At 54.5% G+C, this 24,503-nt stretch carries 19 protein-coding genes; 7 read left to right on the top strand and 12 right to left on the bottom strand.

Annotated elements, in window-relative coordinates:
* The first annotated feature begins 33 nt into the window (after nucleotides 1-33).
* A complete protein-coding gene (locus THINI_RS08975; protein ID WP_002708282.1) occupies nucleotides 34-444 on the top strand; it encodes a hypothetical protein in 411 nt (136 codons plus the stop codon).
* A gap of 30 nt (nucleotides 445-474) precedes the next feature.
* On the opposite strand, the gene mdoH is transcribed toward THINI_RS08975, so the two are convergent.
* The 3 genes from mdoH to THINI_RS08960 form a co-directional block, all read right to left on the bottom strand.
* Entirely contained in the window at nucleotides 475-2,502 is a 2,028-nt protein-coding gene (mdoH, locus tag THINI_RS08970; RefSeq protein WP_002708281.1) for a glucans biosynthesis glucosyltransferase MdoH, read from the bottom strand.
* Nucleotides 2,503-2,949, bottom strand: coding sequence for a hypothetical protein (locus THINI_RS08965; protein ID WP_002708280.1), 447 nt, complete (start codon nucleotides 2,947-2,949; stop codon nucleotides 2,503-2,505). It abuts the gene before it with no gap.
* Nucleotides 2,950-3,021: 72 nt separating this feature from the next.
* Nucleotides 3,022-4,548 (bottom strand): OpgD/OpgG family glucan biosynthesis protein, encoded by a 1,527-nt coding sequence (locus tag THINI_RS08960; RefSeq protein WP_050988021.1) that lies wholly within the window; start codon nucleotides 4,546-4,548, stop codon nucleotides 3,022-3,024.
* 188 nt (nucleotides 4,549-4,736) lie between these two features.
* Between THINI_RS08960 and opgC the strand changes: the two genes are divergently transcribed.
* On the top strand, nucleotides 4,737-5,909 hold the full coding sequence (opgC, locus tag THINI_RS08955; protein WP_002708278.1) for an OpgC domain-containing protein: 1,173 nt from the start codon (nucleotides 4,737-4,739) through the stop codon (nucleotides 5,907-5,909).
* A gap of 48 nt (nucleotides 5,910-5,957) precedes the next feature.
* On the opposite strand, the gene ubiE is transcribed toward opgC, so the two are convergent.
* A complete protein-coding gene (gene ubiE, locus THINI_RS08950; protein ID WP_002708277.1) occupies nucleotides 5,958-6,710 on the bottom strand; it encodes a bifunctional demethylmenaquinone methyltransferase/2-methoxy-6-polyprenyl-1,4-benzoquinol methylase UbiE in 753 nt (250 codons plus the stop codon).
* 74 nt (nucleotides 6,711-6,784) lie between these two features.
* Here ubiE and THINI_RS08945 point away from each other — a divergent pair, with 74 nt between their 5' ends.
* Nucleotides 6,785-7,183 carry a hypothetical protein gene (locus tag THINI_RS08945; protein ID WP_002708276.1) on the top strand — a complete coding sequence of 133 codons (399 nt, stop codon included), beginning with the start codon at nucleotides 6,785-6,787 and terminating at the stop codon, nucleotides 7,181-7,183.
* Between the two features lie 12 nt (nucleotides 7,184-7,195).
* Here the strand turns inward: THINI_RS08945 and THINI_RS08940 are convergent, their stop codons facing one another.
* The 6 genes from THINI_RS08940 to THINI_RS27000 form a co-directional block, all read right to left on the bottom strand.
* Nucleotides 7,196-8,071, bottom strand: a complete 876-nt coding sequence (locus THINI_RS08940; protein ID WP_002708275.1) for a prepilin peptidase — start codon at nucleotides 8,069-8,071, stop codon at nucleotides 7,196-7,198.
* Nucleotides 8,072-8,084: 13 nt separating this feature from the next.
* A complete protein-coding gene (locus THINI_RS08935) occupies nucleotides 8,085-9,326 on the bottom strand; it encodes a type II secretion system F family protein (RefSeq protein ID WP_002708274.1) in 1,242 nt (413 codons plus the stop codon).
* Between the two features lie 94 nt (nucleotides 9,327-9,420).
* Nucleotides 9,421-11,133: a type IV-A pilus assembly ATPase PilB gene (pilB, locus tag THINI_RS08930; protein WP_002708273.1), complete on the bottom strand. Its 1,713-nt coding sequence runs from the start codon at nucleotides 11,131-11,133 to the stop codon at nucleotides 9,421-9,423.
* Between the two features lie 114 nt (nucleotides 11,134-11,247).
* Nucleotides 11,248-12,525: a Vi polysaccharide biosynthesis UDP-N-acetylglucosamine C-6 dehydrogenase TviB gene (tviB, locus tag THINI_RS08925; RefSeq protein ID WP_040839318.1), complete on the bottom strand. Its 1,278-nt coding sequence runs from the start codon at nucleotides 12,523-12,525 to the stop codon at nucleotides 11,248-11,250.
* Between the two features lie 187 nt (nucleotides 12,526-12,712).
* Nucleotides 12,713-13,816, bottom strand: coding sequence for a glycosyltransferase (locus THINI_RS08920; RefSeq protein ID WP_002708271.1), 1,104 nt, complete (start codon nucleotides 13,814-13,816; stop codon nucleotides 12,713-12,715).
* 358 nt (nucleotides 13,817-14,174) lie between these two features.
* Nucleotides 14,175-17,135 carry a hypothetical protein gene (locus THINI_RS27000; protein ID WP_081485811.1) on the bottom strand — a complete coding sequence of 987 codons (2,961 nt, stop codon included), beginning with the start codon at nucleotides 17,133-17,135 and terminating at the stop codon, nucleotides 14,175-14,177.
* Nucleotides 17,136-17,619: 484 nt separating this feature from the next.
* Between THINI_RS27000 and THINI_RS25130 the strand changes: the two genes are divergently transcribed.
* Together THINI_RS25130 and THINI_RS08905 are read left to right on the top strand one after the other, a co-directional pair.
* Complete coding sequence (locus tag THINI_RS25130; protein WP_154724386.1) at nucleotides 17,620-17,793, top strand: hypothetical protein; 174 nt, start codon at nucleotides 17,620-17,622, stop codon at nucleotides 17,791-17,793.
* A gap of 347 nt (nucleotides 17,794-18,140) precedes the next feature.
* Nucleotides 18,141-19,685: an AmpG family muropeptide MFS transporter gene (locus tag THINI_RS08905; protein WP_040840380.1), complete on the top strand. Its 1,545-nt coding sequence runs from the start codon at nucleotides 18,141-18,143 to the stop codon at nucleotides 19,683-19,685.
* An 11-nt stretch (nucleotides 19,686-19,696) separates the two neighbouring features.
* Here THINI_RS08905 and THINI_RS08900 read toward each other — a convergent pair whose 3' ends face one another.
* A complete protein-coding gene (locus tag THINI_RS08900) occupies nucleotides 19,697-20,476 on the bottom strand; it encodes a glycosyltransferase family 32 protein (protein ID WP_002708267.1) in 780 nt (259 codons plus the stop codon).
* A gap of 15 nt (nucleotides 20,477-20,491) precedes the next feature.
* On the bottom strand, nucleotides 20,492-22,294 hold the full coding sequence (locus tag THINI_RS08895) for an SET domain-containing protein-lysine N-methyltransferase (RefSeq protein WP_040839316.1): 1,803 nt from the start codon (nucleotides 22,292-22,294) through the stop codon (nucleotides 20,492-20,494).
* A gap of 285 nt (nucleotides 22,295-22,579) precedes the next feature.
* Here THINI_RS08895 and THINI_RS08890 point away from each other — a divergent pair, with 285 nt between their 5' ends.
* A complete protein-coding gene (locus THINI_RS08890; RefSeq protein ID WP_002708265.1) occupies nucleotides 22,580-23,362 on the top strand; it encodes a BPSS1780 family membrane protein in 783 nt (260 codons plus the stop codon).
* Nucleotides 23,363-23,489: 127 nt separating this feature from the next.
* A complete protein-coding gene (locus tag THINI_RS08885) occupies nucleotides 23,490-24,470 on the top strand; it encodes a hypothetical protein (RefSeq protein ID WP_002708264.1) in 981 nt (326 codons plus the stop codon).
* Nucleotides 24,471-24,503 lie beyond the last annotated feature (33 nt).

Genomic DNA, 24,503 nt, shown 5'->3' with positions numbered 1-24,503 from the left:
CATAATGGGCATTAAGACATTTTGGAGATATGAATGAAACAACTTCTTGTTTATTCGCTGTCGGCTGTTTTGCTAGGTGCGTGCGCACCCGCAGGCGTCAGGATTGACAACCAGCAACTCAGCATGATCAGGCAGGGCCAAACGACAGAACAGGAAGTTGTCCAGCGCCTGGGGAGGCCGACCTCCCTTACGGTGACGCCGCAGCGCAGGGTACTGGTCTATGCTTACACCATGAACAATAATGTTGAAAAGCAGGTAGTGTCTTCAGGCGCGGCGGCAGTCGGCGGCTACATGGGCGGGCCGCTTGGTTCGCTGGCGGGCAGCCTGATTGGTGGCAACGTCATGCCCACTAACCAGATGCGGGATGAGGTTACTATTGAAGTCGACCCCGTGACCTTTACGGTGATGAACGTCCAGCGCCAGTATACAACCAACTACCAGTAACGTAACGGCTGGTGAACACTGGATGCCTGGTTACAGCTTCGACATCCAGTGTTCGTGGAACTGCGTTTCCGGCAACTGCCAGACCTGTGCATGCAATTGGCAAAGCATGTCGGCGTCTTCCAGAATGACCAAGCGCTCACTGTTGGAAATGGAAACCGGCCCCTGTTCCAGCAGGCGCCTGACCAGATCCTCGCGCTGGTGGCGCGTACCCTCCGGCACATTGGAGCGCTGCGGTATGTAGGTCATGTGTTGCCGGAATGCCAGCGGGTCGACAATCACACGGGTGAACAGGTCGCGGGTCGACATGCAGGGGGTGGATTGCATCCGCGCATGATTTTCTTCAAAGGCTTGCAGGATAAAATCCGGCTCGGCTTCGTCAGGCGTGCGGAACAGCGGGTTTTGCACGCTAGTCTGGAGGCTGGTCAGCATGGCCAGTGGCACCGCCAGCACCAGCCCGGCCAGCACCGGTGACATCCACAGGAAGGTCATCGGGTTGACGGCCAACAGTAATCCCCCCCACGCCAGACCAATCAGGCTGACCCAGCCATATTCCTGCGCCGCATCGTGCCATTCCAGACCGCCGCCGGTACGTTGCTGGGTTCCCCACACGGCCTTTTTGCCGCGCAATACTTGAATGACGAATTGGCTGTAATACATCATCCGTACCGGAGCCGTCACCATGGAAAGCAGGGTTTCGGTGATCACGCTGGCGCTCAGGGCAAGTGTCCCGCCAAATTGTTGGGTGGAATGTTTGCGTGCCGCCTGCACTAGCCCGAATGTCTTGTAGAAAAACAGCAGGATAACGGTCATGACCAGCAAGGCGCTATTGCCTGGTGTCAGTGGAATCAGCGTCAGGTGCGGGTAAGACACGGCAATGGCAGTCAGCACCAGCAGCCAACCCAGCCAGATGGGGGAGCTGACATACGACATGATGCCGCCCAGCAGCAGGAAACGGTGCAGCTGGGGAATGCCATGCGACCAGATGATGCGCCAGTGTTGCAGGTTACCCTGGCACCAGCGGCGGTCGCGCTTGAGTGCATCGGTCAGGGTCGGTGGCGGGCGCTCGAAACTGCCTTCCAGATCATAGGCCAGCCAGGTTTCCCAGCCTGCACGGTTGAGCAGGGCCGCTTCCACAAAATCGTGGCTGAGGATTTCCCCACCCAGCTTGCCGCTTTCTTCCAGCTTGGGCAGGTGGCAATGCGCCATGAAAGCCTGGGTGCGGATGATGACGTTATGCCCCCAGTACTGGCTTTCACCCAGCCACCACCAGTGCAGCCCGGCGAAGAACACCGGCCCGTACAGGCGGTTGACGAATTGCTGGCCACGTGCATACAGGGTATTCAGCCCGACCGTGTATAGCGGGGTCTGGATCAGGCCGACGCGCTCGTTGCGCTCCATGGCGTCGACCAGCCGTACCAGCGTATCGCCAGTCATCAGGCTGTCGGCGTCCAGCACCACCATATAGGGGTGGCGTTTGCCCCAGCGACGGCAGAAATCCATCACGTTGCCGCTTTTCTTCTTGGTACGGTGCTTGCGGCGGCGGTAGTGAATGCGGTCAGTGCTGCCGACTGCCTCGCATAGGGCTGTCCAGGCGGCTTCCTCGCGCAGCCAGTTACTGGCGTCATCCGAGTCCGACAGGATGTAAAACTCGAAATGTTGCAAGTGTCCGGTTTGTTCCAGTGATTGGTAGATGGCCTGCAAGCCGGCATAGACGTAGGCGATGTCTTCGTTGTAGATCGGCAGCAGGATCGCGGTGGTTTCCGTTGATTGCAACTGGGGTAGGGGGGCGGAAGGTGCGCTGGCAACGCGGTTGATGCCGCCGAAATTCAGTACCCACAAACCCGCCAGCGCCGTCATGAAACCCAGCGCCAGCCAGAAAAACAGGATGGCGAAAGGGATAACAACCAGCGCCTGCCAAGCGAATGGCAGCCCCGCTGGCAGGTTTGCGCCCAGCCAGAAAGTTGCCAATGCTGTCAGCAGGCCAATACCGGCAAAAAAGGCTGCCCGACGCCGGGTGGCAAGCGTTTGCCAGGGGCGCTGCCCGCTGTCTGTGTGCATTTAGTGGGAATGGCGCACAGAACGTTGACGTGATGGCAGCAGGGAAATGGCCTGCAAGGGCGCAACCCGGATGCTGCTGCGTTCAAACCGTGGCCCGGTTTGGGTGCGCAGCTCAGGCTTGCCAGATGCGTCATCTTCAACAGCTTGTGCCGCCCCGGTGGGCTTTTTGCATTGGCAGCAGGAGGGATCACGCCCGTTTTGCAGCAAGGCCAGTTCTTCTCTGGCCGTGCTGATGTATAGCTGGATCAGTTCCTGCTCGCTAAAAATGTTGGTCTGCGCTAGCCGGAATGTGATGCGCGCGAGCAGGCGTTCCCGTTCGTAGTCGAGCAAGCCATGCAGTTTCAGGTAGGCGTTGGCGCGTTTTTTTGCCAGTGTCCAGGCGTCCATGGTGTTGTGGGAGTCCATTTGCTGGGTACTGGTCAGGGTTTGTACTAGTTGTTCAGTCATGTGTCAGTCAGTCCATTCAAGGGGTTATTAACTGCCCGGTTGTTACTTGTTTTTGTTCTTGTCTTGCTGCGCTCAAGGCGCGTTGCATAGTGTTTCTGGAATTGGGTAAGACCATATTTCACTCGCCGGGTTTCCACCGTTTGTCAGCTGGATAGTGAGTGTCGCATCTTTTTCACATATCTCCGGAAAAACGGCAGTAATGACCCGCCAACCTTTGGTGTAAGGATTTTCCACTACAACAGGGGGGTTATAGTGGCCTTTGCCGTCAAAGGTGACCTCGGCTTCTGGCGCTTCCTTACCGGAGGGCATGCCTGCAAAATCCACGATGAAACGCATCCGCCCCTTGTGGCCTGGCATACTGTCCACAGCGCGGTTGGTGGCCAGGGTGGAAACGGCCTTGCCGAGGGTATGCGCGGGTGGTTCATCCATGCCCCACGACAAGCGGTAATGCAGGTGGCGGAAATCCTGGCCTGCGTCACTTTTCCAGTATGCCACCACGTTGTCCACGGTATCGGATTCCGTATGCAGGCGTAATAGCTGGATGTTTCCCTTGCCCCAGTCTTCCATTGGTTCGACCCATACACTTGGACGTGCATGATACCATGCTTCCAAATCCTGGTAATGGTCGAAATTGCGGTCGCGCTGCATCAGGCCGAAGCCGCTAATGCCATCCAGCGGCAGTGACTGGAAGTTGAAGTAGGGGACTTCCACCAGCGGTTGCCAGCGCCAGTCTTTGCCTTGCTGGATCAGCAGGCCGTCGGAATCATGCACTTCCGGGCGGTAGTCGCCGTAGCGCTCCTGCGAGTTTTCGCCGTGGAAGAACATGCTGGTCAGGGGGGCAACACCGATTTCGGCCATGCCCTGACGTGGGTATAACTGGGTTTCCACCTCAATACCTGTGGTTTTGCCGGGAGTCAGCACAAAGCGGGTCGCCCCGGTGGTGGAGGGCGAATCCAGCAGGGCGCACAGCACCAGTTGCTCCGCATCCCTGGCAGGCTTTTCCAGCCAGAATTTTGTGTAGTCGGGGAATTCTTCCTGCCCTTCCAGCGAGGTATTGATGCCCAGGCCGCGCGCTGACAGGCCATAGCGGTTATCCAGCCCCAGGGCGCGGAAGTAGCTAGCGCCCTGGAAAACCAGCGTTTCGGTATAGCTGGAATGTTTGCCCCCCAGTTTGGAGAGGATGCGCAGGCCGGTGAAAGCCATCTTGTCTTCATCCCGTTCCAGATGCAGATCCTTGACTTCGCTGTAGTCGTAATACTTGCTGGAAAACTTGATCGGGGTAGCCTGCCCGTCTTTCCACTCAAACAGCTCGATCGGGCGGATGAAGTGCATCCCAGGGTGCATAAATTCCAGCTGGAAGGGCAGCATTTCATCGCGCCAATAGGTTTGGTTGCCCTTGAACTTGATGTGCTGGTAGTGGTCATAGGTAATCCGCCCGGTATCGACCTGCATCATCGGCGTTTTGCTGAAAGGCTGTGCGGAAAGCTGCTCGGCAAGCTGTTGGACATGACCGAAGCACCCGTCAGCAGCCTGCACGGAAGCGCTGGCCATTACCAGGATCAGGGTAGAAAATAGCCACAATGGCAGGTTGGGTTTCATGGTGGGAAGGATACCGCAGAAAGCTGTTGCAGGGTAGGTTGCCAGAATTGACCAAAGGACTTGGGGCGGGAATTCTAGAGCAGAATTCCGGTCGCGTCTAGCGGTATATTGTTGGCAGGGAGCCTGCTTGGCCGTATAGTTCGCTACCACAAATTGTCAAGCCCTGATGGGCAAGGAAACAGGATCAGATGAAGCGTGACATTTCGCTGGACATACTGAGAGGCATCATGCTGATAGTGATGGCCGCTGACCATTTCGGGGAGCCGGTTTTCCAGCATTTGTATGAATTTGCAGGCTATGTCAGCGCGGCGGAAGGGTTTGTGTTCCTGTCCGGAATGCTGGTGGCGCTGGTCTACAGCCGTTACCACACGGCGGGCGGGCATGTGCTGGAAAGCCGTGTATGGCATCGCGCCGGCACCATTTACCTTTATCACCTGATTGTGCTGCTGGCCGTGTTTGTGTTTACGGTGCTGACGGATCTGTCCGGCGCTTACTGGAAAAGTTTCGCCACCGAAATGCAGGCCGAGCCGGTGCGCGGCTTGCTGTCAGGCATGGCGTTGGTGTACCAGCCACCGATGCTGGATGTGTTGCCGCTGTATGTGTTGGTGATGTTGGCGGCTCCGTTTGGTTTGCGTCTGATGTTGCAGTACCGGGGTATTGGCGTGGCCATGCTGCTGTTGGGAAGCGTTGGGTTCTGGCTGGCGGCGCAATACGGTGGCGGGCGGGCGTTGCTTGCCTTGCTGCCCCATGCCGTCATGGTGCGGGTCGGTGCGTTTGATTTCATGGCCTGGCAACTGATTTTTGTGCTGGGTATGGTGCTGGGCTACCTGCGTTTCAGCAGCAAGGATGCATTCCCGCGCGTCAACGGCTGGTTGTTCATGGCGAGCGTGGTGGTGGTGATGTTCCTGTATATGCAACGGCATGGCCATATCCACCATGACTGGTCGCCGCTGATGGCCTGGTTGCAGGAATACCGCCATATCGCCCGGGACAACATGGCGTGGCTGCGTTTGCTGAATTTCCTGGCGATGGTTTATGTGGTAGCGGGCGTGATCGGGTTCCACAAACGTTATGGCCTGTTTAACCTGCTGGCATTGCCGGGACGCTGGCTGGCGTTTCTGGGGCGCAATTCCTTGCAGGTATTCGCCTACCACCTGATTTTCCTGTATTGCTACATCCCGTTCCGTTGGGGTGAATGGGCGCTGACCGACAACCAGAAATGGGTGCTGTTGCCGCTATTTCTCGCCAGCCTGAGCCTGCCTGCATGGTGGTATGAGCAGCGGCAGAAACGTAAGAAGGAGCAGCAATCCCGAAGGTTGGAGCCAGGGCGTATGCAATACGCCCCTACATTAACGGGATGATGCCAGTAAATGGCGTGTAGGGCGTATCGCATACGCCCTGTTTGCTTGTCAGAATTTGAACCCTTTATGCAGTGCTACGATGCCGCCGGTCATGTTGGTGTAAGTGACTTTCTCGAAACCGGCGGCTTCCATCATGCCCTTGAGGGTTTCCTGGTCAGGGTGCATCCGGATGGATTCGGCCAGATAACGGTAACTTTCCGCATCGTTGGCAATCAGCTTGCCCATCATCGGCAGGAACTTGAAGGAGTACTGGTCGTAAACCGGTGACAGCCCCGGCACAATCGGTTTGGAAAATTCCAGCACCAGCAGCCGCCCGCCCGGTTTCAGCACCCGGTACATGGAGCGCAGGGCGGAATCCTTGTCGGTCACATTGCGCAAACCGAAAGCGATGGTGATGATGTCGAAATGGTTGTCGGCAAATGGCAGGCATTCGGCATTGGCCTGCACATAACGCACATTGCCGCCAATCCCCATGTCGGTCAGGCGTTCGCGGCCATTTTCCAGCATCGAGGCATTGATGTCGGACAGCACAACCTCGCCGTCGTCGCCAACAATACGGGCAAACTTTGACGCCAGATCGCCCGTACCGCCCGCCAGATCCAGCACCCGCCCACCGCGTTTCGCGCCTGCTGCATCAATTGTGTAACGTTTCCACAAACGGTGGATGCCAAATGACATTACGTCGTTCATTACGTCGTATTTGTCGGCTACCGAATGAAATACCCCGGCGACCCGGCTAGCTTTCTCCTTAACGGGTACTTGTTGAAAACCGAAATGGGTCGTTTGATCCTGTTCTGTCATGCGGCATGGTTTCCTGTGATTCACATTTACGGGCATTGTAACAGGCTAACGCCATTTCTTCATGGAGTCGGGTTATGAAAAAGTTGATTGCCGGTCTGGGTCTGACAGTGCTGGCTGTTCCCGCCGCACAGGCGTGGACGGGTGGCATTGAGGATATGCGCACCATGCGTGCCAATGAAAGCGGGCCGATTACGCGCATCAAGCGCTATCATGTGGAAACCATCCCGTGCGGCCAGTGTCATGGTGGTTACGCCCGTGCGGTACGCCAGCAACGGCCAAACCACGCACCGCAAGCCAGCGGTTGGCAACGTTCTGCGCGGGTGACCCCGCATATGACACAGCAGCATCGTCAGCCGGTGCGCCCGGTACGGATGTACGCCTATTATGTCCCACAGCGCCAGCCGGTGACGCAAGCCTCGCGCATTCACCGCATTGTCGGGCAGGCGCAGCCGATGTGCCGCTATATCCGCTGACAAGCAGGGCTATCAGAATGGCAGGAAAATCCTGCCCATCCAGGTGAGGATCTCTTCACGCCACACCAGCGCTACGAAACCTGCCATTGCCAGCCATGGGCCAAATGGCATAGGCAGGCTTTCGCGGCTGCGCTTGGCCAGCATCCACACAATGCCAAACACCGAGCCGAATGCGGAAGAAGCAAAAATGACGAATGGCAAAACCTGCCAGCCTCCCCAGGCGCCCAGCGCTGCCAGCAGCTTGAAATCCCCAAAGCCCATGCCTTCCTTCCCGGTCAACAGGCGGAACAGGTGGAACACCGACCACAAGGACAAGTAACCGAAGGCAGCGCCCAGGACGGCATCAGGCAAGGTGACAAACATGCCGTGCATGTTGAGCAGCAGGCCAGCCCATAGCAGGGGGTAGGTCAGGGTGTCCGGCAGCAACATGGTTTTGGCGTCAATCATGAACAAGGCAACCAATGTCCAGGTGAGTACCAGCATCGCCAACAGTTCTATGCCATAGCCGAATTGCCAGGCAACCAGCATGGAAAGCAGGGCAGTGGCGGCTTCCACCATTGGGTACTGCATGGAAATGGGTGTGCGGCAGCCCGAGCATTTGCCCCGCAGGAACAGGTAGCTGATGACCGGGATATTTTCCAGAGCCGTAATCTGATGGCCACAGGTAGGGCATTGGGAACGGGGGATCACCAGGTTGAAGTGGCCTGTATGGAGTTCCGCCGTGTTCTGTTCCAGCCATTCGCTACAGTCGCGTTTCCACTGCCGTTCCAGCATAATGGGCAGGCGGTATATCACCACATTCAGGAAGCTGCCGATCAGCAGGGCAAACAGGCCGACGACGCTGACCAGCCAGGCTTTGCTGGTGCTGAGCAAATAAATGAGTTCCATATCGACGCAGTTCCTAAACGACGGCCCCAAGTTTGAAAATGGGCAGATACATGGCAATTACCAAGCTGCCGACGATGCCGCCCAATACCGCCATAATCAGCGGCTCAATTTGTTTGGCAAGTGTATCAACAAGGTTGTCCACTTGCTCTTCGTAATAATCAGCTACTTTGGCCAGCATTTCTTCCAGACGACCGGACTCTTCACCGATACGGGTCATTTGCACCACCATGTTGGGGAATATCTGGGTGGTTTGCATGGCAGTGTTTAATTGTACGCCACGGGAAGTATCGTCCTGCATACGGCGGGTAGCGTCCTCATACAGGGAGTTGCCGGTTGCGCCAGCTACTGAGTCCATGGCTTCCACCAGTGGCACACCAGCGGCGAACATGGTGGATAAGGTGCGCGAAAAGCGGGCGACAGCGGACAGGTTGAGGATATTGCCGATAATGGGCATTTTCAATGACGCCCTGTCCACAAACCGGTCAAATGCTTTGGAGCGTTGCCTGGCCTGGGTAAAGCTATAACCTGCTGCCACAAAGCTGAGCAGCGGAATCCACCAGTTGGCCTGCAACCAGTCTGACAAGTTGATGACCATCAGGGTGAAAGCAGGCAGGTCGGCACCAAAGCTGCTGAAAACCTCTTTAAACTGCGGGATAACCCAGATCAACAGGATGGCGGAAACCACCACGGCGGCCACGATGACGATGACGGGGTACATCAGGGCTTTTTTGATCTTGGCTTTCAGCGCTTCACTTTTTTCTTTGTAGGTGGCGACCTTTTCGAGCATGGTTTCCAGTGTACCTGCCTGTTCACCGGCTTTGACCAGGTTGACGAACAGTTTGTCGAAATACTTAGGATGCCGGGCCAGCGCATTGCCCAGATTGGCGCCACCTTCAATATCTGTGGTTAGCTTTTTAACCAGTTCACGCACGGCAATGTTGTCGCTGCTGGTGGCGATCAGTTCGAGCGACTGTACCATCGGGACACCAGAACGCATCATGGTGGTTAACTGGCGCGCAAAGTGGGCAATGTCAGCAGGTTTGATGCTGGGTTTGAACAGGGGCTTGGGCTTGCGGTAAATCCGACCGGGGTTGATGCCTTTGCGGCGCAATTCGGCGCGCAGCCAGTTCGGGTTGACCGCCAGGGTTTCGCCGCGCATCTTGACGCCATTGCGGTTGGCACCCTCCCAGACGTACATGAATTGTTGGGCTGATGGTGTGGTGCTGCCGGGTTTGTTCAATGTTTTGCTCTGCATGGGGATAACTTCTTACGTTATTTTTATTATGCCTCATTAGTTTAGCAGCTAACGGGAGGGGATTGGTATGCAAACAGATAACCGGTTGCTTGTATTAATCTGTGGTGACGCGTTCCAGTTCTTCCAGGGAGGTGATGCCTTGACGCACCTTGTTCAGGGCTGAGCGGCGCAAGTCGAGGATACCTTCCTTGTGGGCCTGTTCTGCTATTTCCAGCGAGTTTTTGCCATTCATGATCATGCGCCCCATTTCTGCGGAAATGGGCATGACCTGATAAATGCCGACCCGCCCTTTGTAGCCACGGGAGCAAGCCTCGCAGCCAACAGGTTCATAAATGGTCAGGTTGGGGATTTCTTCCTGGCTAAAGCCCATCGTCTGGAGTGTCTCTGCCGGAATGTGGGTGGGGTGTTTGCATCTCTCGCACAAGCGCCGGGCCAACCGCTGGGCAATGATGAGGTGGACGGAAGAGGCAATATTGAAAGGGGGGACACCCATGTTCAGCAAGCGGGTCAGCGTTTCAGGGGCGCTGTTGGTATGCAGTGTGGACAGTACCAAGTGGCCGGTTTGGGCAGCCTTGATGGCGATTTCCGCCGTTTCCAGGTCACGAATCTCCCCCACCATGATGATGTCAGGGTCTTGGCGCAGGAATGAGCGCAGGGCTTCGGCAAAGGTCAGGCCGACCTTGGCGTTGACGTTGACCTGGTTGACGCCTGGCATGTTGATTTCGGCAGGGTCTTCAGCGGTGGAGATATTTTTTTCTGGCGTGTTGAGGATGCCGAGGCCAGTATAGAGCGTGACGGTTTTACCGCTGCCGGTTGGCCCGGTGACCAGGATCATGCCGTCCGGTTTTTCCAGTGCTTTCATGAAGTCTTTCTGTTGCTTGGGGTCAAACCCCAGTTTTTCCACGCCCAAGGCGGCGTTGGAGGAGTCGAGGATACGCATGACGACCTTTTCGCCATACAGGGTGGGCAGTGTATTGACACGGAAATCGATTTTTTTCTGGTCGCTGAAGTTGAAACGGATGCGGCCATCCTGCGGTATCCGCCGCTCTGAAATGTTCATCCGCGCCATGACCTTGATGCGGGAAATCAGTTGCTGGGCAGCGTCATTCGGTGGGGTGGCGACCACTTGCAGGATGCCGTCTATCCGGTAACGGATGCGCATGTTCTTTTCAAAAATTTCAATGTGGATATCCGACGCCTTGGACTTGATGCCATGAGCCAGCAGTTTGTCAACAAAATCAACGACTGCCGGGTCTTCGTCTTCTTTGCTTTTCAGGTCGCGGGTGTCAAGCGAAATTTCCTGCGGTGACGCGGCCATGGCGGGCGATGCCTTACCGCCATGGGAGGGAGCGCTTTGTACGCTTATTCCGTCAATATGCAAGTGCGCTTGCAACTTGTCGAATTCCACGAAAACGGGTTCGGGAATCAGGCCGGTGGCGAATTTGACATCATCCAGGTTGGTCAGGTAGGTCGGGTCGGCAAGACCTACCATCAGGTTTTTGCCGCGCTGGTAGAGGGGGATCAGGTTCAGCCGCCGCATTTGTTCGGTGTTGAGCAAGGTGGCTACCAGCGGGGTGATGTTGACTTCCCCCAGGTCGACCATGCTTAGCCCGTATTCGAGGCTGGCCGCATAAGCAACATCCTTGGCGGATGCTAGCCGGGAGCGGATAAGCCATTCCACCAGTGACACTTTTTCTGTGCGGGCTTTTTGCACCGCCTGGGCTGCTGCCTCTTTGTCAAGCACATCCTGCACCACCAGTTGTCTGGCTAGCCCCGGCAAAGGTATGGATGATGTCAATGGGATCATGGCTTGGTATTGTTATAACGTTATTTGAATTTGCAACCGACATGATACCCTGCTGAAAATGGCTATAAAATGAATTTTCGCCAACAAAGGGCATTTTTAAGCTGAGCGGTCTAGTTACAAGCGCAGATCCGCACTGTATGGGGGCAGTATGTGCTTCAGGTCGTATACCACATGTTGGGTTCGCCCCAGGCGATGGATTCCATCGCTACCCATTGCCTTGAATTGCGCGTGTGCGACAGCAAGGATAATGCCGTCGTAATGCCCATCCTGTAAGGTGTTGAGCGGGTTAATGGCGTATTCGCGCATGGCTTCGGCGGCGTTAACCCAAGGGTCGTAAACATCGGTTTCAATATTGTATTCACGCAGTTCCTTGATGATGTCGATCACGCGGCTGTTGCGCAAATCCGGGCAGTTTTCCTTGAATGTCAGCCCCATGATGAGCACTTTCGCGCCTTCCACCTGGATGCGCTTTTTGACCATGGCTTTGATGGCTTGGGCGGCTACGTAAGCACCCATGCCATCATTGATGCGGCGTCCGGCGAGGATGACTTCCGGGTGGTAACCCAGTGATTTGGCCTTGTGGGTCAGGTAGTAAGGGTCTACGCCGATGCAGTGCCCGCCGACCAAGCCAGGGCGGAATGGCAGAAAATTCCATTTGGTACCGGCGGCTTGCAGTACCGCTTCGGTGTCGATGCCCATGCGGTTGAAGATGATGGCCAGTTCGTTGATCAGGGCAATGTTCAGGTCGCGCTGAGTGTTTTCGATGACCTTGGCAGCTTCCGCCACCTTGATGCTGGGGGCCAAATGGGTACCGGCAGTAATGACACTGCTGTAAAGCGCATCGACAAACGCCGCAGCCTCGGGGGTGGAGCCTGAGGTAACCTTGCGGATACAGGTAAGGCGGTGTTCCTTGTCACCCGGATTGATACGTTCAGGGGAGTAACCGGCAAAGAAATCCACGTTATAGCGCAGCCCGGAAACCTGCTCGATGACCGGGATGCAGTCTTCCTCCGTTGCGCCGGGGTAGACTGTGGATTCAAAAATGACAATATCACCGGGTTTGATGATGCTGCCAAGGCTCTTGCTGGCCTTGATCAGGGAGGAAAGGTCAGGGCGTTTGTGTTCATCAATGGGGGTGGGGACGGTGACAATGAAAACATTGGCGTCGCGCAAGTCATTCAGCTGGTCGGTGTAATGCAACCGGGTTGCTTGCTGGAGTTCGTCAGGAGTGACTTCCAGCGTGTGGTCTTGGCCTGATTTCAATTCCTGTATGCGTGCGGGGTTGATGTCAAACCCCAGGGTTGGGCAGTGTTTGCCAAATTCGACAGCTAAGGGAAGGCCAACATAGCCCAGACCAATAATTGCCAGCGTGGATTCCTCGAGGGTTTTCATCCCAAAGCCAACCTGATATTGATTGTAGACCTTTATGAGTTTGGGCTTTGTTGGGCAATAGGTCATGTGTCGGGTTTATCCATGTGTTGTTTTTTCGGATAAGTGGAGCCACACAATTCCGAACTGGAATGTAACAGGCATTGTCACAGATATTGGTTTTGTTACGGGCATGTTTGGGCTCCTCATTTCAGTTTTGCAGGCGACTACGGGCAAACTCCAGATTGCTTTTTAGCCGGGGCTTTTGTTCTTCTGGCAAGCTGGGGGAGCGCAGGATTGTTTCCATCATGTTGGCAGCTTCCTTTGGGTGGCTGGCGTATACAGCGCATATGGAAAGCTCATCAAGCAATTCCCACTCATACACGGATTTGCTGAGGAACAATACATCGTCCGGGAGGGGTGTTTGCTTGATCGTGTGGCCAAGTTGGTAGCCGAGCTGGAAATATCGATTCTGGCGGCAGATTCTGATGGCTTCATACAAGGCTTCCAACCGTTGCGGGCGGTATAGGTGGGCTTTGAGATAGGCATCGATGACTTCCAAATTCGAGACTCCTGTTCTACGTTTGTTGTGGGCAACTTCCAGCAGGGAGTAAAAGACTTCTTCCGACCAACCGCCCATGTCAGCGCGTTTCTGGTATTGGATGATGGCTTGCTCAAAGTTGCCATCATCGCGGTAACTTTGGGCAAGATAAAACTGGTAGCGGGCATTGTTTGGCTCTTCCTGTAACCCAGCTTCAAGCACTTTGATGTCGTTTTTGTATTTGTCCGGGTTTTGGCTGCGGGAGCCATCCGTGGTGGACTGGATGGCATAGTCGCCGGGCAACTGCTCGCTTTTGTGGGGTAAGGGGCAGTCGAGGTATTCATGTAAGACGCCATGCCATTTCCAGGGTAGGTTGCCACGGACAAGGCGGTTGTTGTAATAGGAAAAACCATTACGCTGCATTTTCAGCATGTAGCAATCTGCTGACAACTTGTTGAAACGGAAGGTATCACTTTTGGAAAGAAAGTCGTCTGCATCCATGATCAGGATATAATCGGTTTTTCCCAATGCGTGTTCTATCGCCACAGTTCGGTTGTAACCAAAATTTTTCCACTCGTTTTCGATCAGTAGGCCAGGAATGTTGTGCTGTTTGAAATAATCGGTGATGACCTGCTGGGTGCCGTCAGTAGAACCTGTGTCACTGATTACCCAGTAGTCGATGAAATTCTTGATGCTATCAAAGCAACGGGTGATGGTTTCAGATTCGTTTTTGACAATCATGTTCAGGCAAATACTGGGTTTGATTGCATTCATTGTTGATTCCTCCGGTTGTCAAAGAAAAGCGGCAGCCTCCCTAAGGAGAACTGCCACCCGTTATCGGTCGATAAAGGTCTGGGCTGTCAGTGAATTGAGTGCTTCACTAATAAAACCCGGTGTGTGCGTGGTGGTGAAAATACTGAATCGCATGGCGTATCCTCTTGGTTTTGTATGGGTTGTCCTCTTGAACTTGACATTAGCAATTACAAAGAGTTAATACCATTCCAGACATCTGTTATTTGTTTTTGCTTATCGGAAAGATTTTATTTTCCCAAATTAAAAACCCGGCTTCCTGTTACAGAAGCCGGGTTTCCAGATCAGATAAAATATCTAGTCTGTATTGAAGGCGCGGCTATTAATACAGCTTGCCGTCAAAGGTGGCGGATGAAGAGGTATCTGCCCAGAAAGAGAAGCTACCATCTGCATTTTGTGTACCGATTTTCAGTACATAACCATCACCATTCTGGTCGGTTACATTTTTCCAGCTATTAGTGGAGTAGCTCCACTCTTTACCGGCTGATGCAACCCAGGAGCCATCGTCCAGTTTACGGAAGTCGCTGTATACGATGTCACCTTTACCGTCGCCGAAGTTTTTCCAAAGCGTTACGTTTTGGTCATTGGCTCCGCTCCAGTCGGTCAGCTTCACGTCCTTACCATTGTTGGCTTTACCCATGTGGTCGCCAGGTTGGAGCATGGGTGGCATGGTGTTGCCAGTTGCACCAGTTGCACCAGTTGCACCAGTTGCACCAGTTGCACCAGTTGCACCAGTTGCACCAGTTGCACCAGTTGCACCAGTTGCACCAGTTGCACCAGTTGCACCAGTTGCACCAGTTGCACCGTTAGCGCCGGTGGCACCAGTTGCGCCGTCTTTGCCGTCTTTGCCGTCAGCGCCGTTAGCGCCAGTTGCGCCGTCTTTGCCGTCAACGCCGTCTTTGCCATCAGCACCGTTAGCGCCGTCTTTGCCGTCAGCGCCGTCTTTGCCATCAGCACCGTTAGTGCCAGTTGCGCCGGTGGCACCAGTTGCGCCGTCTTTGCCGTCAGCACCGTCTTTGCCATCAGCACCGTTAGCGCCAGTTGCGCCGGTGGCACCAGTTGCGCCGTCTTTGCCGTCAGCACCGTTAGCGCCAGTTGCGCCGTCTTTGCCGTCAGCACCGTTAGCGCCAGTTGCGCCGTCTTTGCCGTCAACGCCGTCTTTGCCGTCTTTGCCATCAGCGCCGTCTTTGCCGTCAGCACCGTCTTTGCCGTCAGCACCGTCTTTGCCGTCAGCACCGTTAGCGCCAGTTGCGCCGTCTTTGCCGTCAACGCCGTCTTTGCCGTCTTTGCCGTCAACGCCGTCTTTGCCGTCTTTGCCATCAGCGCCGTCTTTGCCGTCAGCACCGTCTTTGCCATCAGCACCGTTAGCGCCAGTTGCGCCGTCTTTGCCGTCAACGCCGTCTTTGCCATCAGCACCGTTAGCGCCAGTTGCGCCGGTGGCACCAGTTGCGCCGTCTTTGCCGTCAGCACCGTCTTTGCCATCAGCACCGTTAGCGCCAGTTGCGCCGGTGGCACCAGTTGCGCCGTCTTTGCCGTCAGCACCGTCTTTGCCATCAGCACCGTTAGCGCCAGTTGCGCCAGTGTCGCCCTTGTCACCTTTCAGCCAAGCTTGGACGTCAAGTGCGTCGGTAGAGCCGTTACCGTCAACATCGCCAACATTTTCAGAGAACCAATCAAAGAATCCTTGACCCGCTGTACCTGTTGCGCCGTTGGCACCAGTTGCGCCGGTAGCACCGTCTTTGCCATCAGCACCGTTGGCACCAGTTGCGCCTTGAGCGCCAGTAGCACCGTCTTTGCCGTCAGCACCGTTGGAACCAGTTGCGCCGGTAGCACCGTCTTTGCCGTCCTTACCGTCGACGCCATCTTTGCCGTTGGTGCCGTCCTTACCGTCGACGCCATCTTTGCCGTTGGTGCCATCTTTGCCAGCAGGGCCAGTTGCACCGTCCTTACCGTCGACGCCATCTTTGCCGTTGGTGCCATCTTTGCCAGCAGGGCCAGTTGCACCGTCCTTACCGTCGACGCCATCTTTGCCGTTGGTGCCATCTTTGCCAGCAGGGCCAGTTGCACCGTCCTTACCGTCGACGCCATCTTTGCCGTTGGTGCCATCTTTGCCAGCAGGGCCAGTTGCACCGTCCTTACCGTCGACGCCATCTTTGCCGTTGGTGCCATCTTTGCCAGCAGGGCCAGTTGCACCGTCCTTACCGTCGACGCCATCTTTGCCGTTGGTGCCGTCCTTACCGTCGACGCCATCTTTGCCGTTGGTGCCGTCCTTACCGTCGACGCCATCTTTGCCGTTGGTGCCGTCCTTACCGTCGACGCCATCTTTGCCGTTGGTGCCATCTTTGCCAGCAGGGCCAGTTGCACCGTCCTTACCGTCGACGCCATCTTTGCCGTTGGTGCCGTCCTTACCGTCGACGCCATCTTTGCCGTTGGTGCCGTCCTTACCGTCGACGCCATCTTTGCCGTTGGTGCCATCTTTGCCAGCAGGGCCAGTTGCACCGTCCTTACCGTCGACGCCATCTTTGCCGTTGGTGCCGTCCTTACCGTCGACGCCATCTTTGCCGTTAGTGCCGTCTTTGCCAGCAGGGCCAGTTGCGCCGTCCTTACCGTTAGCGCCATCTTTGCCAGCAGGGCCAGTTGCGCCGTCCTTACCGTTAGCGCCATCTTTGCCAGCAGGGCCAGTTGCGCCATCTTTGCCGTTAGCGCCATCTTTGCCAGCAGGGCCAGTTGCGCCATCTTTGCCGTTAGCGCCATCTTTGCCAGCAGGGCCAGTTGCGCCGTCTTTGCCGTTAGCGCCATCTTTGCCAGCAGGGCCAGTTGCGCCGTCTTTGCCGTTAGCGCCATCTTTGCCAGCAGGGCCAGTTGCGCCGTCTTTGCCGTTAGCGCCATCCTTGCCTGCAGGGCCAGTTGCGCCAGTTGCGCCAGTTGCGCCAGTTGCGCCACCGTGGCCATGACCTACGCCATTGTTGCCACCGTGGCCATGACCTACGCCATTGTTGCCACCGTGGCCATGACCTACGCCATTGTTGCTGCCGTTGGAGCCGCCAGTGCTGCCGCTGCCGTTGGAGCCGCCAGTGCCGCCCATGCCATGACCGTGACCGCTGCCGGTAGAGCCGCCAGTGCTGCCGCTGCCGGTAGAGCCGCCAGTGCTGCCGCTGCCGTTGGAGCCGCCAGTGCCGCCCATGCCATGACCGTGACCGCTGCCGGTAGAGCCGCCAGTGCTGCCGCTGCCGGTAGAGCCGCCAGTGCTGCCGCTGCCGTTGGAGCCGCCAGTGCCGCCCATGCCATGACCGTGACCGCTGCCGGTAGAGCCGCCAGTGCTGCCGCTGCCGGTAGAGCCGCCAGTGCTGCCGCTGCCGTTGGAGCCGCCAGTGCTGCCCATGCCATGACCGTGACCGCTGCCGGTAGAGCCGCCAGTGCTGCCGCTGCCGGTAGAGCCGCCAGTGCTGCCGCTGCCGGTAGAGCCGCCAGTGCTGCCGCTGCCGTTGGAGCCGCCAGTGCTGCCGCTGCCGGTAGAGCCGCCAGTGCTGCCGCTGCCGGTAGAGCCGCCAGTGCTGCCGCTGCCGGTAGAGCCGCCAGTGCTGCCGCTGCCGTTGGAGCCGCCAGTGCTGCCGCTGGAGCCGCCAGTGCCGTTACCGCTACCAGAACCGTTCTGACCGCAGCTGCCATTGTCACCATCTTGGTTGCCTTGGTTGCCGCCCTGGTTACCTTGCATTTGCTGCAATAATTGCAAAATCATGTTCAGGAGATTCATCAAGAGTGCGGTGGTGTCGCCGCTCATCCCTGGCATTCCAGTTGAACCACCGCCCATGCTGGAAGTAGAAGAGCCAGAACCGGATGTTGAACTTGTATTGCTACCTTGCCCGCTGATGATTGAGTTGTTGCTCATCGAATTTGGGCCGTATGTTGTATTAAGCATTTTATGCTCCTTTGCTCATTAAAAAGTCGTGGCTGAAGTCATTTCAGCCGCTCTTTTTATTCCGTAATGACAGTTTGAGAGTCCAAAAAGAGATGCGGGATGTCGGAAATCCATATCCGGCATGTCCGTAGCCATAGCTGTCATCAGGAATAAATCCTTTACGCCCCAGGATTTTTATGTAGCTGTACCGGTGGTGTGCTCAAGAGTATGTATCAAGGTCTGAAAAATGCCGTTTGAGGGAGGATGAGTGTTGCAAACTCACTTACAAGCGGTTTGCCGCAGGGAGTTTTTCGCGTTTACAAGCGGGAACGTTTCGTTGATGATGCAGTCCTTGTCATAAATGCACAACATCAGCAAGGTATCCGTTACATGACTGAAGCTTCCACGACACCGCCGCTGGGGTGGGCTGAATCCCTGCGGTCTTTTCTACATCCGCGCGTTATCACGATGTTGTTCCTGGGTTTTTCGGCAGGTATTCCGATCCTGCTGATTTTTTCTTCTCTGTCGCTGTGGTTGGGGGAGGCGGGGGTCGAGCGCAAAGCGGTGACGTTTTTCAGTTGGGCGGCGCTGGGGTATTCGTTCAAGTTTGTGTGGGCACCGCTGGTCGACAAGTTGCCATTGCCGGTGTTGACCGCAGCACTGGGCAAACGTCGGGCATGGTTGCTGTTGGCGCAGGCATCCATCATGTTGGCGATTGTGTTGATGGGGTCTATTGACCCGGCAGCGGGGCAGCAAAATCTGACGCTGATGGCGCTGGCAGCGGTTTTGTTGGGGTTTTCGTCGGCAACCCAGGATATTGTCATTGATGCTTACCGGATAGAGGCGGTGGAAACCCGTTTGCAGGCGATGATGTCATCGACCTATATCGCGGGTTACCGGCTGGGTATGATCGTGGCGGGGGCAGGGGCTTTGTTCCTGGCTGCTTGGCTGGGGTCTGAGAAAGGGCATTACCTTTATACGGCTTGGCGTTGGACTTATTTCGCCATGGCCGCGACCATGCTGGTAGGCGTTGTGACCACACTGGTTATCCCCGAACCCGAGCACCGGCAGTCAGACCGGCATCATTATGCGGTCATGGATTATTCCCGGCTGGTATTGGTGTTCGCTTGTGCGGCAGGCGGGTTTGTGGCGGCATTTTTTTTCAGCAGTGACTGGTTCGCAGGTTTGCAGGCAGCGGCAGGTGGGGATGCATTCGTCGGTTTTGGGTTGGAGGCGATACACTTTACGCTGGCGATTGCGGTTGCTGCTCTGGTTGGCTGGCTACTGGTATCCATGGGAGTGGTCAATCGGGGAATGGCGCGGGATACTTGGCTGGAGCCGATCAAGGACTTTTTCCAGCGGTATGGAATGAAAACCGCGTTGCTATTACTGGCGCTGATTGGTTTGTACCGTATTACTGACATTGTGCCGGGTGTCATTTCCAATGTGTTTTACCAGGATTTGGGTTTCAGCAAGCCGGAAATCGCTACGGCGGTGAAAACGTTCGGTGTGGTGGTGAGCATCGCAGGTGGTTTTCTGGGTGGTCTGTTTGCCACCCGTTACGGGGTGATGCGCACCCTGATGCTGGGGGCAGTCCTGACTGCTTTCACCAATCTGGTGTTCGTGTGGCTGGCGTATGCGGGGCATGATGTGCCGGTCATGTATACGGCGGTAACGGCAGATAATCTGGCGGCGGGGTTCGCTAGTGCTGCGTTTGTTGCCTTTATGTCATCCCTGACCAGTGTGTCGTTTACGGCAGTACAGTATGCGTTGTTCAGCTCGCTGATGACCCTGTTTCCAAAAACGATTGGTGGTTATTCGGGAACCATTGTGGATGCAATTGGCTACCCAGGCTTTTTCACTTTTACTACCCTGATTGGCATTCCGGTGTTGTGGTTGGTGTGGGTAGCCTCCAGCCATCTGGATGTACCCTAAAACCAAGTTGGTCAGGCTGCTTGTTGCGGATTGTATTTGATTAGCGGGATGTCCAGTTCGGTGTAGTGTTTTTTGGAAATCTGGCGGTGGTTTTTGTTGCGGTCTGCGCTGCTGGAATCGTAAATGCTGTAGATAACGCCCAAGTCATGCTCAATTTCGACCTGACGATAAGGGTGGAGGGGGCGGATGGCTTCAATTGCGAAAGTGTAGGCAAGCGGGCCGGTTGTGCGGATGACCCCTTTGAACCCGACGCCGATAGTGGCTGCTTTGTAGTGCAAAATATTGCGGACGACCTGTTCAAGAACTGCATGCAGGAAGGGGTGGCCAGCTGCCGCTATGACATGCCATTGCTGGAATTCTCCGCGTTCAATCCCGGCCAGTTCCGGGTGTAGCCCCCAGCCGTAATATTTGTTGCCATCCCATTTGGAGAGGATATAGTGGTCATCCGGCCACAACACTTCATCCAGCGGGCGGGTGGTGGTGCTTTTCATGTCAAGGTAAACGCCGCCTTGCGCGTAGATCAGCAGGTATCTGAACAGGTCAGCTCGGGCGGCTCCGTAGGCGGGGTCTATCAGGTGATAGATATCCAGCATATCCTGCCCATAGTGTTGCAGGATGATGCCCTCAATATCCGCATCATCGTAGAGCCGGTGTTCCCAGCCGGGGTTGAGTAACCTGATCCTGTTGATATTCTCTTGCAAGGGAACCGGCAGGTTAGTTTTGGTGTAATACGTTTGGTGTATGACTTTGGGAATGCGTTCGCCCATGGCGATAGTGGTTATATTCGGCATATCTACGTCTACCAATCAAACGGGTTTTATATTTTGCCCTTCCCAGTAACTATTACCGCCATAGGAAGTACACACCTCTTCACCAGCAGTAATATGGCGTTTAGCCACAAAACGAAAAACGTTTTCCAGATGCGGGTGATTGATCCAATAAGCATTATTATCATCAGCGTGATTAAATACCCCCCCCAAACCCATCGTCAGTACCCGTTTTTTGGAGCCTACTCCTTTCGGGTAGTTAAAACGATAATCTGCAAAAGCATTGCCAGCTGATAACTCTTCACCTAAATGCTTAACTGCACAATCCTCAATTACCTCGCCCTCATGAATATCTTCAATGGCAAATACACCAAAACCTTTGTTCGGGCTTTCTCTGACTTCGACTTTGCGCGGTGGAATCAGCTCTTTCAGACCCGTTTTTCCCATTGCGTAGTTAATTCTAATTTCCTCGCCTGGCTCGATGTCGCGCAAAGCGTAAAACTGAAAGGCTCTAGCCGTATCATGCTGTATCCAGGCGGCATTGTATTGATGGCTGCTGTGCCGGTAAATGTTGGCAAAACCTAATGCGACCACCCGTTCCTTTTCGCCATTTTCCAGTCGATAAATAAAACTATCGATAGGGAATGCAGTTGAGCAATTATTGAAATCATCTTGTGTAATGGGGGGCATTAAATGGCACTCTTCAATCAACTCTTTAGCAGAAATTTTGGCTGTTGCGTAAACCCCAAAACCTTGCCCATCACAATCCTTGATGATGCATTTTCTTGCTGGCTTCAAACTAAAAGACTCCTTATTCGAGTGTGCAATTTTATTTTTATCGCTTGGCTCAGTAGACGCTGATATGTTTGCAGGCTTCATTTCCTGTTTTACGTCGTTGTGTATTGATGCAGTATCGTTTCCTGGTAAATTGATGACTGGCCGGGTAATCGAATAGTCTTGGCAGAACCGAAATAATAAATCTGCTTTGTCAGCATGGTACTGCCGAACCCTATTCTTATAAAACCAAATAGATTCACCAATGGCATTAAGACGTTGCTCAAATGTTAAAGGTGCGGATTTATCCGTGTTTAAGTCTGGCCCACTCGCAAAATAAGCCAAATTCTCGGCAGACATGTCTGCATCAGCCCGTGCAAAATCCATCGCTATCGAAATTCGCGGATGTTCAGCGAGTTTACTGCTTTTGGAACCCCAATGAATAATATTAGCGTTCCAAGCCAGTACCGAACCTGCCTTGGCAGGCAAAGCACGTATATCGCTATAATCCGTGATGACTTTCCTGGTTAAATTGTCAGGATAATTGGGATCCAAATGAATCGGTAGCATATACATGCAGCTATTGTGGGGCGTGGCATCAGTAAACGGGATCCAAATGGTCAAATGCGCCGGGCGTCCATCATCGCGGGTATCTTTGGCATAGTTATCCCGATGTATTGAAAAGCCCTCCCCCTTCTTATCAATCCGCCATGCCCACATGCCTGCGATAGTAATCTTATAGTTTTCATCCAGAATAGGCGTGACCAACTGTGATAATCTTTTAAAAATTTGCCAAACCTCGTCGTAGACATAGATAAATATCGGCGGTAAGCCTGACTTAACTATTTTTTCGATTGCTTCTGCAATCAGCTTTGCTTCGATTTCTGGTATTAATGAGTCAGCTCTGAGATACCCTTCTTCTATAATGGAATTTAGATAAGAAATTGCATCATCATCACTGACCTCAAAGTCATTCGGTTGGTTCAAGAACGGTGTTTCGGTGATTGATAAGCCGGGATTCATCTTTTCCCAAGCAGTTTTTTTCGCAATTTCTTCTATAGTATTCATAATATTTTCCGACATAAAAACTATGGATGAGAATGCATCCATTATATGTCTTGATCCAAGGCATTATGGGGTGATTTTGATAAGCGGTCAGTTTTATCAGCTAAGAAGCTATGTAGAAGTTTTCGTCTCATGGTCAGGAGTTTCAGTAAAGCTTGGGTTTTGGGGTGCAGTAGCCTTCCGCCCGTCTGTTTTTAAGACGGAATGGCGGGGGTTATTGCAGGAATTTCTCCGAAAGGGGCTATAATCGGGGCAATTAGGCAAATAATAGATCAGGAGTGAAGCCCCATGAGTGACAATAATAATCCTTACCAACCGCCCAAGGCCGATGTTACCCCGCCGCCCGTGCCTGCCAGCAGCATGATCTTGTTGCCTGAGCCGCGTTCGGTGGCTGCTGGTTCTGCTTTGTCCTGGTTATCCGACAGCTGGCCAATGGTGAAAAATAACCTGGGTGTATGGATATTGATCACCATCGGTTTGTTTGGCATCCAGTTCGTTTTGGGGCTTGTCCCCGGTCTGGGTGATGTTGCTTCAACCTTATTGGGGCCGGTGTTTACGGGGGGGATCCTGATGGGCGCGCGGGCGGTTGCAGGGGGCGAAGCTTTGCGCTTTGACCATCTGTTCGCCGGGTTCAAGGAAAAAGTTGCGCCTTTGTTGGGGCTAGGGGCGCTGACGCTGGGCATCATGTTCCTGTTCGGCATTATTATTGGCGGGGCGTTCGTGGGTATGAACATGGATACCCTGCATGGCGAAACCCTGAAGCCCGAAGATTTGTTAAACGGAATGAATACTGGCCTGATTGCCATTGGCGTTATTTTGTTGATTTTTATCATGATGTTGTTCTGGTTTGCGACCCAGTTGGTGGCGCTCAATAATGTGCCTGTTTTTCAGGCGTTAACCATGAGTTTCAAAGGTTGCCTGCGTAATCCCTTGCCGTTGATATTCTATCTGCTGCTGGCCTTGTTGCTGGTGATTGCTGGAGCCATTTCCCTGTTGTTGGGTTTGCTGGTGGTAGTGCCTTGGCTGTTTGCCAGTGCCTATGTGTCTTACCGGCAAATTTTTATACAGTAACAGATATTTTATTCCCCATTCTTTTTGATTAAATTTATTTATTAAGGATAGGTAAAGTTGCGCGACCTTATTTTGTTAGCCACCAATAAATCAATATTTCAAGGCTGGCAATACGGGGGCGAACAACATGCGCAAGCAAGCGTGGGCAACATTGTGTGCAGTAAGTTTTTTCATGGGGATGTCTGGGTGTAGCCAGACTACCCATTCCGTCAGGGAAGATGAGACTGAGGAGCTGTTGTTTGGCAAAAAAACAACTGTTGCTACCAAGAGCAAGCCCAAATCTTCCCGTGTTGCGCAATCCAGTGGTGGGCGTAATGGTGTCAATACGGCAAGTTATGCTGTTTCCCCACAAGTGTCTGCCCGCGGGCAAATGCCGCAATTATCCAACGCCGAGTTGCATCTGATCGCTGACTGGATTTTCCGCAATGAAAGTGGTGGCGACCCTGGCAAGTTGGTGCACTGGAATGATGGGGAGAACTTTGCTTCCATGGGCTTGGGGCATTTCACTTGGTATCCAGCTGGCAGGGCGCAGCGTTTTGGCAATACCTTCCCCGATATGCTGGGGTACTTGCAAACCAATGGCGTGCAACTGCCGGGCTGGGTGCAACAGGCGCGTTACCAAGGTGCTCCCTGGCGCAGCAAGGCCGAGCTGATGCAGGCCAAGCGCAGCGGTCAGGTGCAGGAACTGCAAAACTTGCTTTACCAGACCCGCATGTTGCAGGCAGCCTACATCGTGGAACGCGCCCGCCGGGCCATGCCGCAACTGGTGGGTACGGCCCCGCAGCATTCGCGTGCACGGGTGGCGCAAAACCTGAACGCGATTGCCAATACCCCCGGTGGCTGGTATGCGCTGGTGGATTACGTCAATTTCAAGGGCGAAGGCTTGAATGTCAACGGTGGTTACAACGGGCAGAACTGGGGCTTGCTGCAAGTGTTGGAGCAAATGCAACCTAGCCAGCCAGGACAGCCAGCCCTGCACGCCTTTGCTGACGCGGCGACCCAAGTGCTGGCGCGTCGGGTGCGTAATTCTCCTCCTGCCCGCAACGAGGCCCGCTGGATGGCGGGCTGGTCAAACCGCGTCAATACTTACCGCTATCCTGGCGTTTGATCCGTTATTAATGGCGAATCTTTTTTCATGCTT

The organism is Thiothrix nivea DSM 5205, from assembly GCF_000260135.1.
Lineage (GTDB): Bacteria > Pseudomonadota > Gammaproteobacteria > Thiotrichales > Thiotrichaceae > Thiothrix > Thiothrix nivea.
This window is presented reverse-complemented; position numbering and strand designations above follow the sequence as displayed.